Source organism: Floridaenema evergladense BLCC-F167, from assembly GCF_041929205.2.
Taxonomy (GTDB): domain Bacteria; phylum Cyanobacteriota; class Cyanobacteriia; order Cyanobacteriales; family Aerosakkonemataceae; genus Floridanema; species Floridanema evergladense.
The window spans coordinates 772,489-788,958 of the sequence record NZ_CM171625.1 but is presented as its reverse complement, the minus strand read 5'-3'; the positions used below and the strand labels follow the sequence as shown (position 1 = coordinate 788,958).

Below are 16,470 nucleotides of genomic sequence, written 5' to 3'. Positions count from 1 at the left end.
AAGTCGCTAGTGGAATAAGGCAGCAGGCAGAAGGTATCAGGCTTTGATGTTTAGCCTTTCTACCTGTCTTCAACTCCTCAATCATTTCTGCTGCGCTGCATTAGAATGTGCCAGCACTGGGCATTAGGGTTAACTCTTCGATCGCGGCTTGTTCTGGTAATAGTGCGGCGACTAGAATTGTCTGAGCTACGGTTTCTGGGTTGAGCATGGCTGAGCGATCGAAATCAGCATCAACTGTGTCCCAAATCGGGGTATTCACTGCACCTGGACAGATCGCACTGGTTCTAATCCCGTAAGTGCGTTCTTCAGCTGCTAAAGTTTTGGAGAGTGCCATCAAGCCAAATTTGCTCACGCAGTATGGGCCCCAACCAGGAAAAACTTGTTGACCTGCTATTGAGATAACGTTGATAATTGTTCCTCTGTGACGATCGCGCATTTGTGGCAATACACCCTGGATGCACTGAAATACGCTTGTCAGGTTCAGGTCAATTACCTTTTGCCAGTCAGAAAGGGGGGTATCCACTAGGTTTTTGGTGTATCCCATCCCAGCATTATTTACCAAGATGTCGATCGGGCCAAAGTCTGCCGCGATCGCTTGCATTTTTGCTTTTACGTGGTCAATCTCAGCTAAGTCGATCGGATAAGCTTTCGCTTTTACTCCAGCTTTCGCTGCTTCTTGAACCACCGCCTCTAATTTTTCTTGGGAGCGGCTTAATAAGCCTACATGAATTCCAGCTTGAGCAAAGGCTAAAGCTGTTGCTTTACCAATGCCACTACTGGCTCCTGTAATTAGTGCGCGTCTTTCGCTGGAAGCACTCATTGAGTTGAAACATCTCGAAATTTGCTTTAACACCCATCGCTTTCGGTCAACTGCCAAGGGGCAAGTTGAGTTTCCCAAAAGTCTCGATGGTTCGCTCATCTTACTTAGCCAACCTGAGAGTTAGCTGAGTATGAGAGCTTTTGTAAACAAATGTTACGGTTCGATTATATCATTTGACGCAAACTTGAACGGAGGAAAAAATTTTCAGCTGACTATTCGATGAATACGCCAATGCGACGGAACTTTTGATAACGTAAATCCCGACGTTCGCTATTGGTCAGTTGAGAGAGTTCTTTTAGGTGGTGTAATATTGCCTGTTTAAGTGTAGCTGCTGTTTTCAGGGGGTCGGAATGAGCGCCACCGCTCGGTTCTGCTAACAAATCGTCTAAAATTCCTAAATTTTTCAAATCTGCGGCAGTAATTTTCAGGGCTTCAGCGGCTTGGGGAGCTTTGGTAGCATCTTTCCAGAGGATAGAAGCACAGGCTTCTGGGCTGGCAACGGTATAAACTGAGTGTTCAAACATTAGGAGTCGATCGCCCACGCCGATTCCTAAAGCACCACCCGAACCACCTTCACCGATCACAGTACAAATAATTGGCACATCTAAACGAAACATCTCTCTTAAATTGTAAGCGATCGCTTCTCCTTGACCTAATTGTTCCGCTTCCACACCTGCCCAAGCACCGGGAGTATCAATAAAAGTAATAATTGGCATACTGAAGCGATCGGCGTGTTCCATCAATCGCATTGCTTTGCGATAACCTCCCGGAGAAGCCATTCCGAAACGCCGTTGAACGTTATCTTTAGTATCGCGACCTTTTTGATGACCCAACATCACCACCGGACGACCTGCGATACTACCCACACCACCAACTAAAGCGGGGTCATCGCTACCGCTGCGATCGCCATGTAACTCCATCCACTCATCACTAATCGCTTGAATATAATCCAAAGTACTAGGGCGACGAGGATGACGTGCCAATTGTAACTTTTGGGCAGGAGACAAATTACTAAAAATTTCTTGACGCAGTTCTAAAGCCCGTGATTCCAACTGACGGATCTGCTCGCTGACATCAACTCCATTTTCTGTAGCCAGTTCGCGGATCTGTTCGATGCGATTTTCTAATTCAGCCAGGGGCTTTTCAAAATCTAACAGGTAAGGTTTGCGCTCAGAAGTTACCACGTTGCTCAACTATTATTAACTCTTTACAGATCCTACCAAAACAGCTAACTATTTTAATAAAAAGTTGAGAATCTGCTCTTTAACAGCGTATAAATAAACCAGTGAAATAAAGCTCGATCGCCAAAAAGCGATCGCTATTTACCCATCTTTACACAAACCTTAAATTATGATGCCCAGCAAGTTTTTTCTGGGAATTTTCCCTGTTTCCAATGCTGACGGATTTTGATTGCTGCTCTCAGAAATACAGCTTGTGAGTTATTAGTAGGAACTGGCTCCATTTCTTTAATTTCGCCATTACTTTTATCTAACCACAATCTGCCAAATAGTTTTTCGTCAGGGCTAAAACAATAGACGACGCTGGTATCGTCTTCCTTTTCTTTGCAAAGAAACACATAAAAAGCCATGTCAATTTTTTAATGCTCTTTCTACTCTTTTAGTAACAATTTTTCAAAGTAGCTCCCTCGATTCTAATGTAAGGTCTGAGTTCTACTTGTATCTTTGTTTTAACTTCTTGATTTTTCGCTGCTACTTCAAAAGCAAACCTTCCCTTCTCTCGATCGATAATTTCAATATCTTCAACCATTTCAAAGGTAAAGTTAAAAATAGAAACATCGGCAAGTTTTAGATTAATTTGAACTGACTCTTGAATTACATCCATGCCAAAGCGTAGTTTAATACCTGAAGCGTCGGTTACTTCATAACACCAGTATCCATCAGCGGGATTAGCAATTACTGGTTCAGCATAAAACAATTCCAACATTGCCAGTTCATCAAACTTTTGGCGGAGTTTCATAAGCGCAGACCCAGGCAAGCAATTAATAATATGAGCATAACGCTTATGAAGCCAAGGTGTAGTCATCTGCCGTAAATTTCTGCACTGACAAATCTACGAGTTCCATCTGGCATGATTTCCCAAGAACTTTTCACTTGTTCAACAACGTTGTCGGGAGTTTGAACCACTTGCTGAAGATGCTGTGTGACTAACTCTCGATTTTCTGGAGTATCCCAAAAACCCAAACGCTGAATATTACTCTCAAGCCAGAACAAGAGCAGTTTATCCAATCGCAAATTGAACGAGGAATTTTTGCTAATGCAGAAGAAGCGATCGCAGCAGCATTAAACTTATTAGAAGAGCAAAGCACAAGTTACGAGCAGTGGCTAAAGGAAACTCGCGAAAAAGTAGAAATTGGACTGGAAGAACTAGAACGAGGTGAAAAATTCCCTCTTGAAGTGGCGTTTGAAAGATTAGATCAAAAACTTACTAAATTACGTGAGGAGCAACAGTGAGCCAAAATTTTATTTCTCCAGCAGCACTACGCGATCTAGATGACATTTTTGGTTAAAAAATCAGTGAAGATTGTGCTACATACAAATAAACTTCGCTCAAAAAGGTTGGATTTTGGGTAAATTGAAAATTAGTCAAGTGCGATCGCTTATTCTCAGCTATGCTAAATAAAGTAATCTTTATTTCTTATATGAGAATGAACAATGAGATTCATCAACCCCAAAACCGACTTTGCCTTTAAGAAAATCTTCGGTTCTGAACAAAGCAAAGATATTTTAATCAGCTTTTTAAATGCTCTGCTTTATGATGGCAATTCCACCATTGAAGATTTAGAAATACTCAACCCTTATCTAGCACCGAAAATTAGAGGCGTTAAAGATACTTACTTGGATGTCAAAGCCAAAATTACAGGCGACAAAACTGTAATTATCGAAATGCAAGTATTGAATGTTGAAGGTTTTGAAAAGCGCATTTTATACAACGCTGCCAAAGCTTATTCAATTCAACTGGATGTTGGAGAAAATTATCACCTTTTAAATCCTGTAATTGCTTTAACAATTACTGATTTTGAAATGTTTACAAATTGGGATAAAGTAATTTCTCGCTTCGCCCTCAAAGAGCAAGATTACTTGGTTGATTATTCAATTTATGATATTGAGTTAGTGTTTGTAGAATTGCCCAAGTTTAACAAAGAATTGGCTCAGTTAGAAACCCTTACCGATAAATGGATTTATTTTCTCAAAACCGCTAGGAGCTTGGAAACTGTACCAGAGGAAATAGGGGAAATTCCCGAAATTCAAAAAGCTTTTGCAATTGCTAATCGCTGTAATTTAACTCGTGAAGAATTAGAAGATTTAAGCCACCGAGAAATTTACATTCAAGATCAACGTAATGCTATTACAAAAGCTGTCAAACAAGGACGTGAAGAAGGACGTGAAGAAGGACGTGAAGAAGGACGTGAAGAAGGACTTAAAGAAGGACGTAAAGAAGGGATGAAAGAAAAAGCGCTAGAAATTGCCAAGCGATTAATTGATGTGGGATTAGACGACCAAACTATCAGTCAAACAACAGGATTAAACTTGGAGGAAGTGCGAAATTTAAGGGTTAATTAAATACTCTAACAACACTCAAACAATTCAAAAGCGGCGACTCCCTAAAGAAGCCACCGCTTTACTATCAAAAACCCAAAACTTTAGTAACGTTCTTCCTCTTCATACTCTGGCGCTTTCTTCTTCTCAGGAATATTTATCTTGGGGGCTTTGTAAGGTTTAGGCGCTTCATCATCCGCCCAAACGTCTTCCTCTTCCTCATCGTAATTCCGGTTATCATAACGTGGCGGTTCCGGTTCCGGGTAAGCTTTTTGTGCGTAATTGCGTTGCGGTGGTTCGCTCCAATTTGCGTCTTCTAACTCTTCTTCGTAAACTGGTTCTGCTTGCGCCATTTTGCGTAAAGGTTGCGGACGCTCTGCTTCCCAGTTATCATCATCCCATTCTTGTTCTACAACAGGTTTGTTGATGCGAACTGGTTGGGGGTTAGCAGCACGCAAAGGTTCACCTTTGGGTAATTGTTTGTCGGCTTTAATAGCTACAGGCGCAGCAAATTCGTCTTCTTCCCGTTCCCAAGGCGCTCTACCAATACCTAAGCGTTCCATTACCCCAACAGTTAATTGTACCAGTCTTTCTTCGGAACCTTCAAATACGATTAACCGATTTGGGCCACTGCTGACAATTTCTTCAATGGGTAACTCATAAGTACTAATTGTCTCAAAACCCGCAACCCGATCGGGAATTTGTGGTAAACCTACCGAAGCAATGATTAAAGAAGTCAGTTTACCGTCTTCAATATCAAACTTAAAACCTCTTACCCTACCTAAAGGTTCGCCTGTTTCTGTAATTACTTCGCAGTTGACTAGATTACTATATGCTTCTACATCTACATCATCTTCTAAGACGCTATCATCATCTACCAAAATAACGTCGCCTATTTGACGGATGCGTTCTAAAAGCATATTTCTGGGTACACCGCCGATCCCAAGAATATTATCTCGTAAACTGAGCGCGACTATCTCTCGGCGATCGATATCTACCCAAAGTTGACTTACTACACCCAGGCGTTTACCCGTGTCGCGGGTAATTACCTGTGTACCCAATATTTCTGAGCGAAGGCGGATCTGATCAGATGTCATTAACTTATCCCGAATCCTGGTTAAAAATCCTTTTATAATACCAATCTTAATGAAACAAAGTTTAGTTAGGTTTGGTCGCAGTTTGCAACTTAATTCCCAAAACTTGGGTGTATGCTCCTCTTGCTTGAGTCACTCCAATTACTCTTTCTGCTGCTTTGATCATAGGGCCTTTATGACTAACAACGATAAACTGTGCGCGATCGGCCTGTTGTCTAATCATTCTAGCTAATCGTTCGACGTTTGCTCCATCTAAGAACATATCTACTTCATCAAATGAGTAAAAAGGTGATGGGCGATAGCGTTGTAAGGCGAAAATAAAGCTCAATGCGGTTAAAGATTTTTCTCCTCCTGACATGGAAGCTAGTCTTTGTACTGGTTTTCCTTTAGGATGAGCCACTAGGTTAAGTCCGCCAGCAAATGGATCTTCTGGGTTATCTAATGTTAAGCTTCCATCACCTTCAGAAAGTTCGGCAAAGATTACTTGAAAGTTTTTATTTACTGCGTCGAATGCTTCTTTAAAAGCGCGAAATCTCAAGGTTGTAAAGTTTTCAATTCGCAGTAACAGTTCTGTTCGTTCTGCTTCTAAAGTTGTTAGTTTTTCTGTTAGTTCATCTAGGCGTGCTTGGGTGCGATCGTACTCTTCCAACGCTAACATATTCACGGGTTCCATTGCTTGCAACCGCTTTTGCAAACTCCGCATTTCTTTCTGCAATTCTTCTAAATTCGTATTCTCTGGTACGGTTGGCAAAGGTTCGGGTAATTCCCTTTCTTGAGCTTGTCTTTGCGTTTCTACATTTGCTAATTCTTCCCGACGTAAAGCTTGAGTTTCTTGCAGTTTTTGCAGTTCCCATTCGGTTTGTTGGTGGGATTTTTGTAATTGACGCAATTTATTTTCCCTTGCATCTCTTGTCTTTTTCTCTTCTCCTAATTTCGCTTCTGCTTGAATCATCGCCGCTTGAGTTTCGGCAATTTTCGCATTAATTTCCAAGTCTTGATTAGTCACAGTAGTTAACTGTTCTTGTTGCTGATTTCTTTGGGTTTCGTATTCTGCTATTCGACGCTGAGATTCACCAATTCTTTCTTGTAAAAGTTGACTTTGATTCTCTAAATCTTTCAATCTTTGTTCGGCATTTCGCAGATTTTGTTCTCGTTGATTTAGTTCTGCTTCTTGAACTTTGATCGTTGCTTGCATTTGTTGCCATTCGCTGTGAATTTGCGACTGTTCTAACTCAGCTAAACTTTGTCTTAATTGGGCTAAGTTAGCTTCATTCGCTGGCAATTCAGTTTCTAGAACTTGCAAGCGAGATTTGGCGCTAGATAATTCTAAGGTATTTTTGGCAATTTGGGAACTCAGTTGCGATCGCTGTTCGTTCAACCCATTAATTTCTCTCTTCAACTGTTCAAAATGTAACTCCTGTTCCCGGCGTTCCTGTCTCGCTTCACTTAACTGCTGAGTCAGTTGTTTAATATCTTGAGTTAGTTTCCCAATACTCTGTTCGCATCTCTCCAAAACTAACTCGATATCATGCAATCTATTCTTCAAACTCACTACTTCTACCGATTCAGTAGAATGACCTGTGCCAAAGTGTAACCCAGAATTATGACTAACACTTCCACCAGTCATCGCCCCGCTAGATTCTAACAAATCCCCATCCAAAGTTACCATGCGATATTGACCGATATATTGCCTTGCATCACTCAGGGTTTTAAATACGATCGTACTCCCAAAAACGTAAGCAAAAATATCCCGATATCGCGGTTCACATTCTATCAGATTAATCGCATAATCAATGAATCCGTTAGCATATCTTAACGCCACAATCGGCGTAACTTTTTGTGCATGGATTTTGTTCAAAGGTAAGAAGGTCACTCTTCCCGCTTTTTTCTGTTTCAATAATTCAATTCCCGCCGCCGCAATTCCGTCATCTTCAACTACTAAATGTCCCAAACGCCCACCAGCAGCAGTTTCCAAAGCTAATTGATATTCAGGAAAAGCCCTTCCTAATTGAGCAACTAAACCGCAAATTCCCGGCATTCCCGACTGTAAAATTAACTTAGTGGCGTAAGTTCCTTGAGCTTCTTGTTGTGCTTGTTGTTGCGCTTCTAATTTATCGAGTTGACGTTGCTTTTCTCGCTGTTCTTGAGACAGGCGTTTTTGCGTGTCTTGTTGCAATTTCAACTCTTGTTCTGAGTAAGACAATCTTTCCGCTAACTGTTGCACTCTTAACCCAGATTCTTGTAATTGATTTTCAAAATCCACCTCACGAGATTGTTTACTTTCCAACTGCGGTGCTAGAGATTCTAAAATTTGAGTTTGTTCTTCAACTTGGCGTTCTAAATTAGTAAAACGTTCCCTTAATTGCGCTTGTTCTGTACGTTGAGGATCGATGATTGCTAAGAGATTTTCAACTTGACGATTTAGAGAAGTTTGTTGTTGTACCCAAGCTTCTGAAGAAGATGCGATCGCACTAGCACTCTCCCGACTCTGATTAACCGCCAATTGTGCAACATCCCGCAACGCTACCAATCCCACCAACTCATTTCTCACAACCTCCTGTTCTTCAGAAATTCGCCCTAAACTTTGCTGATGTTGTTCAATTTCCTGCCGAGTTTCCCTTAATCGTTTTTCCGTTTCATTAAAACTCGTAGTTAATTCCGTTTGCCGTAATTGTAACTGACGTTTTTCAGCTTCTTGAGTTGCTAAAACCGATTGTAATGATAAAAGTTCCTCTTCACCCAAAGCTTTAACTTTGGCATTCAACTCTTCTAATTCAGCGCTGACTTCCCCAATTTGTTGATTGAGACTTTCCAATTGTTCAGTTAATTGGGTAGAATTGCGATCGCCTAATGCAATTTGCTCTCGTAACTGCCATTCTTGACTTCGCAGAGTTTGCCAAACTAAGACAACCTCCCACTTTTCCTTTTCCTGTAATTCTGCCCGGAGTTTCTGATACTTTTCCGCCTTAATTCTATCTTGGGAAAGGCGATCGCGCTGCGATATTAACTCCCTTTCCACAATCCGACAACTATCTTCTTTTTCCTTAACCGAATCTAAAGTCTCCTTCGCCTGAGAAATCTTCCGGTCAAAAGCAGCAACACCCGCCAACTCATCAATAATTTCCCGACGTTCCTTAGCATTCATCGAAATAATGCTAGTCACATCCCCCTGCAACACCACATTGTAACCTTCCGGGTAAACCCGCAAACGGTTCAACTGCTCGTGCAACTGGGTCAGCGTACAAGACTCCCCATTAATAAAGTAAGTCGAAGTATAACTCCCCTGCTTCGTCACCCGCAACTTCCGCGTCACACTCCACTCTTTCGGGGACTGGGGAGAAGAAGTGGGGGGGTGGGGAGGTAGGGAGGTAGGGGGAGTATTTTCCTCCATCTCCCCATCTCCCCATCTCCCCATCTCCCCATCTCCCCCAATCTCCTCCTGTGCGGTAAAAAACCCAGGTTCATCCGACAAATCAAAAGTCACCGTAACGCTAGCTTCAGCAGTTCCACGACCATTTTGGTGATTGTGGTTAATCAAATCAGGTAAACGTTCCGCACGCATCCCCTTAGAACTAGCAAGACCAAGACAAAACAGTAGTGCATCCAAAATATTCGACTTTCCCGAACCATTTGGCCCAGAAATAACCGTAAACCCCGGCAGCAGAGGTACTTGGGAAGTGCCGCCGAAGGACTTGAAATGGGATAATTCCAGGCGCTTGATGTGAACCATAAACGCTGGGCGAACCAAGCATGAAAATACAACTGTATCCGCCAGTGTAGCGATTCTCAACAGGTTAGCATAGTTACCTTTATGAAAGCCAATCTTCCTGGTAAAAAAAATTCTGCCGAACTTTCCTGATTAAGTTTCAGTTCCCCTGCTTATTAAACTAATAAGTACTTAGTCTTGTTTGTAAAAAACAAAACTTTTTTAGGTAAATACGAATTTTTAGATTTTTCCTGGGAATCATAAATCTGACCAGGAGTAAGCAATCTATCAACCAATCAATGTTTTGAAGCGAAATGAATCCCAAACACATGGGTATCAATAGTTATTTCTTTGTCCACTTTTCTACTTTTACTGCTTAAGGAAAATTTACCATGACAGTCAATATTTACTCAAACCTTCCCGGAGATGGTTTTGAATCTGAAGAAATCAAGCTTTACAATCTAATCAACGAATATCGCGCCCAAAATGGACTAGCACCAATTACCGCTTCCAAAGCGCTAAGTACCGTTGCTAACCGTCATGTCCAAGATTTAGCAGAAAATATTGGTACTTTAACGCACTCTTGGAGTGATGCTCCTTACGACCCCAACAACCCCAGTACTTATTCTGCGATGTGGACAGCACCCCAACGCTTAAACACGGGTTACTCTGGTTATGGTTACGAAAACGCTTTTGGCGGTTCTGGGAATTATATTGCGACGGCGACAGATGCGCTACAAGCTTGGAAAAACAGTCCCGCACATAATGCGGTTATTCTCAACCAAGAAATCTGGCAAAATTTGCAATGGAATGCTTTAGGCGTTGGTCTTTATAAAGGATACGCAGTTATCTGGTTTGGCGAGCAACCAGATTCTACAGGAACTCCTGAGTTAATTACTCCAATTTTAGGCACTGAAGGTAATGATACGCTGTTTGGAACTATTGGGAATGATACTATTCAGGGTTTAGGAGGCAATGACCAGATTTATGGTAGTGAGGGTAATGATATTTTGTTCGGCAATATGGGGAATGACACCCTGAACGGTAATTTAGGCAATGACACCATCTATGGTGGTCAGGATGGCGATATTATTTGGGGTGGCAAGGGTGAAGATGTCTTATATGGCAATCTAGGTAATGATGTTTTATACGGCAACATCGGTCAAGACACTCTCTATGGTGGGAAAGAGGATGATATTCTTTATGGTGGTCAAGACAACGATGTTTTATTCGGTGATTTAGGTAATGATACTCTGTTTGGTGATTTAGGTAATGATATTCTAACTGGTGGCGAAGGTAGCGATCGATTTGGTTTGCAGTTAGATAAAGGTACAGATGTAATTACCGATTTTACCGATGGTGTTGATTTTCTGGGATTAACTGCTGGTTTGAGTTTTGCTAACCTCTCAGTTACTCAGGGTACTGGAAGTGATGCAGCAAATACTTTGATTTTCAGTAATGGGCAATTGTTAGGGGTGTTGCAAGGAGTTCAAGCTAATACGATTACTCAAGTTGATTTCCAGGTTTTTTAAGGCAGAAGGGAAGAAAGTTTTGAGTTCTTAGCTTCGTTTTTTGAGTTAGCTTGGGGAGTTTTGAGTTGTCTCCTCTGCTCCCCTACCCTTCTGCCCAGAAAGTCAGCGACGAGAACGAGAACGTTTATCTCGGTCTTGCCTTCTGCGATCGCGCCAATCTGCTAACGTTAAGTAGATAACGCCACCTGTAACCGTAACTAGCAGCACTAAGGCTGTTACGGCGAGAACATTGTAAATAGGTATTGTTGTTTCCACTGTTTTAGAAACCGTTACGCGCCCAAACTACCATCGAAATCGAATAGGTAAAAAGAACTAACAGAGCAACCCAACCTAAAGAAAGAATATCCATAAGCCTTGTTTAAAACCAAAAGATCGAAAACGACTCCAAGCTTTATCATACTTCCTAGTGGTGGGATCTGAACTTTGGACGACTTAAACGCAGAACGGATAGAATCTCTTAAGGCTGGTATTTTCGGTGCTTTGTCGCTGTCGCTGGCATTCAGCGTCATGATGCTATTGCATTTGTTTTTGGCAAGGCAGTTTCCAGCTGTTGCTCTTTGGCAAACTCCTACGGCAATTAATCTATTGTTTAGTGGGGGAGTAGCTTTTTTAAGTGGTTTCCTCTTCGGTATCACTTACCGTTACATTATTCGCCAAGACGAAAATTCTCATCTCCAAGAAGGTGCTGTATTATCTTTTGGGCTAGTACGAGGTTTAGCCCAGGTAGATGTGGGGTTAAAGTTAGAAAATACCCTTTGGTCTTTAGGTATTCTCTGTGTTGAAAGTCTCTTACTCTTCACTTTCGCCCGCTTTGCCCTCGATTTAGCAATTTATCGTCAGTGGGTTAAACCTGCAAGGTAGGAGGGATGGGGGGGATGGGGGGATGGGGAGAGAGTTGAAAACTCAAAATATTCCCAGTCTCCAGTCCCTAGTCCCTAGAACGCCGATTCAGTATTGTAGTCGGGGATGAGAAACCGAGTTTCTTTCCCTAGCGCAGTCGATATTTTGTTACCCCAAGCCAAAGAAACCCGGTTTCTGCCGCCCAGTCAGAGTGTTCGCCAAATAAGCAAAGTCTACCAGGAATAAATAAATTTAGCCAATCAGATATTTGAAATAAAGGAACTGGAAGCTGATTTTTCTAATTTACTCTGAGTGCTATCATTGTCCAGTAATTCACCCTAATTTGGCTAATACTATTACTCTTTTTGTCCCGATCGGTTCCTCAGCTTATTTTCCAATTATGTGATGGTGCATTATACAGATTGCCGTTAAGCCCTAGAGAAACTCAGATTGTTTGGAATGGCTGTTTAGTCAAGTAAACATTCACCAAATAGCGTTCTAATCCTCAAGATGCAGTGTGGTTTTGGGAGCAAGTCAATCAAGGTATGTGAATTGATGCCAGCTAGTGTACATTGTTACGCTTACACTCCTGGGTCTGATTTTGGCGCAGAGAGTTTACTGGCACAATGCGATCGGAAATTTCTCTGAGTAATGGGACACTGAGTATAAAACTGAGTTGTATTGTGTCATTAAAGCATGATTTATCAAGGCATGATTTTATTTTTCCTGTATCCTTTAATTTACGGGCATTTTCTGCCCTTGCAGATCGCCCTGTTTACTAAATGTCAGCAATTACAGCTGCGTAAGTTTTCGGCATTGGTTTAAACTCCATACATATTTAGAGGAGTGAACAGAATGGATTTACGTAGAGATGCTTTGGAGATTCTTAAAGAAACCAGCCGGACTTTCTACATCCCTATTAGTCGTCTACCGCTAGAACTACAAGCAGCTGTGGCTTCTGCTTATCTCTGTATGCGTGCCATTGATGAGATTGAAGACCATCCAGAATTGGAAAATTCTGTTAAGGCAAAATTATTACGCAGTATTAGCGTGAGTTTACAAGGGGCAGCTGATGGGGTGATTCCTGATGATTTTTCTTTGGAGTTCCACTCTCAGGATGTTTTGTTACCAGAAGTGTCTTTGCGGGTGAAAGAATGGGCTTTACTGGCACCAGAAAGCGTTGCGCCTCGTGTTTGGGATGCGACTGCGGCTATGGCCGATCGCATGGCTTACTGGGCGGAAAGAAACTGGGAAATTCACTCGGAGACAGACCTCGACCGCTATACTTTTAGCGTGGCTGGTGCTGTGGGTTTACTGCTTTCGGATTTGTGGGCTTGGTACGATGGAACGCAGACTAATCGGAGTCATGCGATCGGTTTTGGACGCGGTTTACAAGCAGTCAACATTCTTCGCAACTATAAGGAAGATTTGTTACGTGGGGTAAGTTATTTCCCTGATGGCTGGACTGCTGAGGATATGCAAAACTATGCGCGTCATAATCTCAAGCTGGCTGATGCTTATACTCGGTCTTTACCTAAAGGCCCAGCTTTGGACTTTTGCCAAATTCCCCTAGCTTTAGCTTATGGCACTCTAGATGTGCTGGCTCATGGCGAAAGTAAACTGAGTCGGAGTGCAGTTATGGCTCTGATCGAGCAAGTGACTGGCTCGAAAAAGTAATAGTCAGGGACTGGGGACGGGGGGACAAGGGCGAGTTATGAGTTTTGAGTTATGAGTTTTAAGTTATTAATTCAAAACTTAAAACTTAAAACTCATAACTAACGAAGGGACAAGGGGACAATTTATTTCTTCTCTGCTCCTCTGCTCCCTGCTTCCCTTTACCACAGCTAAAAGGTGAAAAAAGCGATAAGCTAAAGCCATTCGAGCTTTAATGAGCTAAAACTCTAAATAGCATCATCGTTTGTGAGGAGAAATTTTTAGATGACTGCAAAGGTAAAATCCTTTGATTCACCTGTACCAGAGATGACTAGTGGGAGAAAACGTTATGTTCCTCGAAATCATCGGCGGATTCTTTGTGCTTTTCCCAAGTATGCTCCTTCTTTTGGTACTTTTTATCATGCTTATCCCCTTTCCGGTCGTCGGGTGAAGGCGATGATGCCTCCCCAAGGTCTTTTGATTGTGGCTGCTTATTTGCCTCAAGAGTGGGAAATTCGATTTATTGATGAGAATGTTAGACCTATTAAAAAGTCTGATTTCCAATGGGCGGATGTGGTAATTGTTAGTGGAATGCACATTCAGCGTCAAGAAATTAATTATATAAATGAACGGGCGCATCAAGCTGGGAAAATTACGGTTGTGGGTGGGCCTTCGGTTTCTGGTTGTCCAGAATATTACCCGGATTTTGATATTTTAAATATTGGGGAATTGGGTGATGGGACCGATCGCTTAATTGAGTATTTAGATCGACATAATGAACGTCCAAAAAGTCAAATTCGCTTTGAGTCTAAGGAACGTTTACCTTTAAGTGAGTTTCCTATCCCGGCTTATGATTTGATAGATTTACGTAATTATTTTATGGGGGATATTCAGTTTTCTAGCGGTTGTCCTTATCGCTGCGAATTCTGCGATATTCCTGAGCTTTATGGGCGCGATCCTCGGATTAAACCACCGGAACAAGTTTTGGCAGAATTAGATGCGATGTTAATGGTGGGTAGTCCGGGGGGAATTTATTTTGTAGATGATAATTTTGTGGGCGATCGCAAAGCGTTAATGCAGTTATTACCTGCTTTAATTGACTGGCAAAAACGCAATGGTTATCCGGTACAATTTGCTTGTGAAGCAACTTTGAATTTAGCTCAAAGTCCGAAAATTTTAGAAATGATGCGGCAGGCTTATTTTACGACGGTTTTTTGTGGAATTGAAACGCCCGATCCGAAGGCTTTGCACTCAATTTCTAAGGTGCAAAATTTGAGTATGCCGATTTTAGATGCGATAAAGATTTTGAATAGTTATGGCTTGGAGGTAGTATCGGGAATTATTCTGGGATTGGATACGGATACTCCTGAGACGGGCGATCGAATTTTAGAATTTATCCGACTTTCTAATATTCCGGTTTTAACAATCAATTTACTTTACGCTTTGCCCAAAACTCCTTTGTGGCGTAGGTTAGAGGCGGAAGGTAGATTGGTTTTTGATGAAAAACGAGAATCGAATGTAGATTTTTTAATGCCTTACGAACAAGTGGTGGAAATGTGGCGGCGCTGCATTACTAAAGCTTACGAACCTGAGTTTTTATATCAAAGGTTTGCTTACAATATGGAACATACTTATCCCAATCGAATTAAAGTACCAAATAGTCCGCAGCGTGCTTCCCGGGCAAATCTCAAAAAAGGTTTATTTGCGTTGGGAAATATCCTAGTCCGCGTCGGGATATTTGGTAATTATCGCCAGACTTTTTGGCAGTTTGCCAAACCAGCTTTAAAGGCTAAAAAAATTGAAAGTGTAATTCATGTGGGGTTAATTGCCCATCATTTAATTACCTTTGCTCAAGAGTGCGATCGAGGTCAAGAGTCTGCTTCTTTCTATTCTCAAAAAATCCGCAAAGCGGAAATGTTACCAATCAAAGTAGGTTCTCGATAAACTAGCGGGAAATAACCCCAAGGATGAGGAACAAATGAGAAAGATTACGTCTGGTATTAGAGCAGACATTCGCTGGGTAATTCTTACGGGAATGCAGTTTTTCTTTAGCAAATTGAAGCGGTTTATTCGCTGGCTAATTGTTGGAGCAATTCTGTTTTTTTTAATTGGGGTACTGCGAGAACATTGGCAGCAAGTAGCAGCAATTCGGATTGATAAAACAGGTTGGTTATTTTTAACTATTTCTCTAATGGTGACAATGTTAGCTCAAACTTGGGCGGGTTGGGTTTGGAGTTGGATGTTGCAGGATTTCAAACAACCAAGAAATAGTTTATGGATAATTAATGTTTACTTAAAGACTAATATTGCCAAGTATTTACCTGGGAATGTCTGGCATTATTATGGCAGGGTGAAAAAGCTTAGAGATTCTGGAGTACCTACTTCTACGGCAACTTTGAGCGTGTTGATCGAACCAATTTTACAAGCGGCAGCGGCGGTTTTAATGATTATTGTTGGGCGGCAAATCAGCGGCTCAATTTTAGATCAAACAAGTATTTGGAGTTGGCAATTTTTAGGCGCGATCGCAGTTTTAATGTTATTACATCCTTGGGTTCTCAATCCAATTTTGCAAATGTTGGGTAAGTTTGAAAAGCAACCGAAAGGTGCTGAGAATTTCGATCCTTTAAGTTGGAAAATTGATAACTACCCGGTAAAACCTTTGGTAGGATCTCTGGGATTTTTGAGTTTACGGGGGATAGGTTTTTGTTTGATTTTATTGGCTTTTACTAATTATAATTTGAGCCAATTACCCATGCTTTTGAGTGCTTTTAGCATTGCTTGGGTGACATCTTTAATTGTTCCGGGTGCTCCGGGGGGAATAGGGGTGTTTGAAGCAACTGCGATCGCACTTTTAGCACAACCTTTTTCTACTGCTGTAGTTTTTAGTACAGCGGCACTTTACCGTTTAATCAGTATTGTTGCCGAAACTTTAGCTGTTGGTATGGTTTGGTTAGAGGAAAAGCGGGAGAAGTACAAAAAAGCAAATACTTAAACCATCGATCGGCAATACATATTATTACTAGTTCAATCCGATTATTGCTAATCATTAAACTAGTCTAAAGAATCTATAACAATTCTTGATTCTAGTCTGTAATGTATTAGTGTTAGTATTGAGGCGGGTGACTAATTAATCATTTCTTTACCTATTGATAAAGAAGATTAAAGCTGGTTCCCTGTTACTTAGTACTGAATTTCGGTGTGAGCTAAGTAAAAATTTTGACAAAATTTTCATCAACTACGGTTGTCTACCTTAAGGCAGATGAACTAA

The 16,470-nt window shown here is 41.4% G+C and carries 17 protein-coding genes; 8 read left to right on the top strand and 9 right to left on the bottom strand.

Going from position 1 to position 16,470, the window contains the following annotated elements; translation table 11 throughout:
* Positions 1-100: 100 nt before the first annotated feature.
* The 5 genes from ACE1CA_RS03615 to ACE1CA_RS03595 form a co-directional block, all read right to left on the bottom strand.
* Positions 101-820 (bottom strand): SDR family oxidoreductase, encoded by a 720-nt coding sequence (locus ACE1CA_RS03615; RefSeq protein ID WP_413277184.1) that lies wholly within the window; start codon positions 818-820, stop codon positions 101-103.
* Positions 821-1,032: 212 nt separating this feature from the next.
* A complete protein-coding gene (gene accA, locus ACE1CA_RS03610) occupies positions 1,033-2,004 on the bottom strand; it encodes an acetyl-CoA carboxylase carboxyl transferase subunit alpha (protein WP_413277121.1) in 972 nt (323 codons plus the stop codon).
* 164 nt (positions 2,005-2,168) lie between these two features.
* Positions 2,169-2,408, bottom strand: coding sequence for a hypothetical protein (locus tag ACE1CA_RS03605; RefSeq protein ID WP_413277122.1), 240 nt, complete (start codon positions 2,406-2,408; stop codon positions 2,169-2,171).
* 29 nt (positions 2,409-2,437) lie between these two features.
* On the bottom strand, positions 2,438-2,863 hold the full coding sequence (locus ACE1CA_RS03600; protein ID WP_413277123.1) for a hypothetical protein: 426 nt from the start codon (positions 2,861-2,863) through the stop codon (positions 2,438-2,440).
* Positions 2,860-3,066 (bottom strand): hypothetical protein, encoded by a 207-nt coding sequence (locus ACE1CA_RS03595; RefSeq protein ID WP_413277124.1) that lies wholly within the window; start codon positions 3,064-3,066, stop codon positions 2,860-2,862. Before ACE1CA_RS03595 ends, ACE1CA_RS03600 begins: the two co-directional genes overlap by 4 nt.
* Between ACE1CA_RS03595 and ACE1CA_RS03590 the strand changes: the two genes are divergently transcribed.
* Together ACE1CA_RS03590 and ACE1CA_RS03585 are read left to right on the top strand one after the other, a co-directional pair.
* Positions 2,995-3,291 (top strand): ribbon-helix-helix domain-containing protein, encoded by a 297-nt coding sequence (locus ACE1CA_RS03590; RefSeq protein WP_486517956.1) that lies wholly within the window; start codon positions 2,995-2,997, stop codon positions 3,289-3,291. The genes ACE1CA_RS03595 and ACE1CA_RS03590 overlap by 72 nt on opposite strands.
* A gap of 201 nt (positions 3,292-3,492) precedes the next feature.
* Positions 3,493-4,401 carry an Rpn family recombination-promoting nuclease/putative transposase gene (locus ACE1CA_RS03585; protein ID WP_486517645.1) on the top strand — a complete coding sequence of 303 codons (909 nt, stop codon included), beginning with the start codon at positions 3,493-3,495 and terminating at the stop codon, positions 4,399-4,401.
* An 80-nt stretch (positions 4,402-4,481) separates the two neighbouring features.
* On the opposite strand, the gene ACE1CA_RS03580 is transcribed toward ACE1CA_RS03585, so the two are convergent.
* The gene (locus ACE1CA_RS03580) at positions 4,482-5,474 is read right to left on the bottom strand and encodes a PRC-barrel domain-containing protein (RefSeq protein ID WP_413277126.1); all 993 of its coding nucleotides are present in this window, start codon (positions 5,472-5,474) and stop codon (positions 4,482-4,484) included.
* A gap of 61 nt (positions 5,475-5,535) precedes the next feature.
* Complete coding sequence (smc, locus tag ACE1CA_RS03575; protein ID WP_413277127.1) at positions 5,536-9,201, bottom strand: chromosome segregation protein SMC; 3,666 nt, start codon at positions 9,199-9,201, stop codon at positions 5,536-5,538.
* Positions 9,202-9,569: 368 nt separating this feature from the next.
* Between smc and ACE1CA_RS03570 the strand changes: the two genes are divergently transcribed.
* Entirely contained in the window at positions 9,570-10,709 is a 1,140-nt protein-coding gene (locus ACE1CA_RS03570; RefSeq protein WP_413277128.1) for a CAP domain-containing protein, read from the top strand.
* A 102-nt stretch (positions 10,710-10,811) separates the two neighbouring features.
* On the opposite strand, the gene ACE1CA_RS03565 is transcribed toward ACE1CA_RS03570, so the two are convergent.
* Both ACE1CA_RS03565 and petN read right to left on the bottom strand, forming a co-directional pair.
* Entirely contained in the window at positions 10,812-10,964 is a 153-nt protein-coding gene (locus ACE1CA_RS03565; protein ID WP_413277129.1) for a hypothetical protein, read from the bottom strand.
* Positions 10,965-10,968: 4 nt separating this feature from the next.
* Entirely contained in the window at positions 10,969-11,058 is a 90-nt protein-coding gene (gene petN / locus ACE1CA_RS03560) for a cytochrome b6-f complex subunit PetN (protein ID WP_073597243.1), read from the bottom strand.
* A 74-nt stretch (positions 11,059-11,132) separates the two neighbouring features.
* Between petN and ACE1CA_RS03555 the strand changes: the two genes are divergently transcribed.
* The 5 genes from ACE1CA_RS03555 to ACE1CA_RS03535 all read left to right on the top strand — a co-directional run bounded on the left by ACE1CA_RS03555 (position 11,133) and on the right by ACE1CA_RS03535 (position 16,194).
* A complete protein-coding gene (locus tag ACE1CA_RS03555; protein ID WP_413277130.1) occupies positions 11,133-11,570 on the top strand; it encodes a hypothetical protein in 438 nt (145 codons plus the stop codon).
* A 268-nt stretch (positions 11,571-11,838) separates the two neighbouring features.
* On the top strand, positions 11,839-11,955 hold the full coding sequence (locus ACE1CA_RS03550; RefSeq protein WP_486517954.1) for a hypothetical protein: 117 nt from the start codon (positions 11,839-11,841) through the stop codon (positions 11,953-11,955).
* Between the two features lie 449 nt (positions 11,956-12,404).
* Complete coding sequence (locus ACE1CA_RS03545) at positions 12,405-13,226, top strand: squalene/phytoene synthase family protein (RefSeq protein WP_413277131.1); 822 nt, start codon at positions 12,405-12,407, stop codon at positions 13,224-13,226.
* 261 nt (positions 13,227-13,487) lie between these two features.
* A complete protein-coding gene (locus ACE1CA_RS03540) occupies positions 13,488-15,146 on the top strand; it encodes a B12-binding domain-containing radical SAM protein (protein WP_413277132.1) in 1,659 nt (552 codons plus the stop codon).
* 34 nt (positions 15,147-15,180) lie between these two features.
* The gene (locus tag ACE1CA_RS03535; RefSeq protein WP_413277133.1) at positions 15,181-16,194 is read left to right on the top strand and encodes a lysylphosphatidylglycerol synthase transmembrane domain-containing protein; all 1,014 of its coding nucleotides are present in this window, start codon (positions 15,181-15,183) and stop codon (positions 16,192-16,194) included.
* The last annotated feature ends 276 nt before the right edge of the window (positions 16,195-16,470 follow it).

Bases quoted from the DNA above. Each gene is read 5' to 3' on its own strand.
- ACE1CA_RS03585 (WP_486517645.1), top strand. From the start codon at position 3,493: ATGAGATTCATCAACCCCAAAACCGACTTTGCCTTTAAGAAAATCTTC.
- ACE1CA_RS03605 (WP_413277122.1), bottom strand. From the start codon at position 2,408: ATGGCTTTTTATGTGTTTCTTTGCAAAGAAAAGGAAGACGATACCAGC.
- ACE1CA_RS03580 (WP_413277126.1), bottom strand. From the start codon at position 5,474: ATGACATCTGATCAGATCCGCCTTCGCTCAGAAATATTGGGTACACAG.
- ACE1CA_RS03600 (WP_413277123.1), bottom strand. From the start codon at position 2,863: ATGACTACACCTTGGCTTCATAAGCGTTATGCTCATATTATTAATTGC.
- ACE1CA_RS03545 (WP_413277131.1), top strand. From the start codon at position 12,405: ATGGATTTACGTAGAGATGCTTTGGAGATTCTTAAAGAAACCAGCCGG.
- petN (WP_073597243.1), bottom strand. From the start codon at position 11,058: ATGGATATTCTTTCTTTAGGTTGGGTTGCTCTGTTAGTTCTTTTTACC.
- smc (WP_413277127.1), bottom strand. From the start codon at position 9,201: ATGGTTCACATCAAGCGCCTGGAATTATCCCATTTCAAGTCCTTCGGC.
- ACE1CA_RS03535 (WP_413277133.1), top strand. From the start codon at position 15,181: ATGAGAAAGATTACGTCTGGTATTAGAGCAGACATTCGCTGGGTAATT.
- ACE1CA_RS03615 (WP_413277184.1), bottom strand. From the start codon at position 820: ATGAGTGCTTCCAGCGAAAGACGCGCACTAATTACAGGAGCCAGTAGT.
- ACE1CA_RS03570 (WP_413277128.1), top strand. From the start codon at position 9,570: ATGACAGTCAATATTTACTCAAACCTTCCCGGAGATGGTTTTGAATCT.
- ACE1CA_RS03540 (WP_413277132.1), top strand. From the start codon at position 13,488: ATGACTGCAAAGGTAAAATCCTTTGATTCACCTGTACCAGAGATGACT.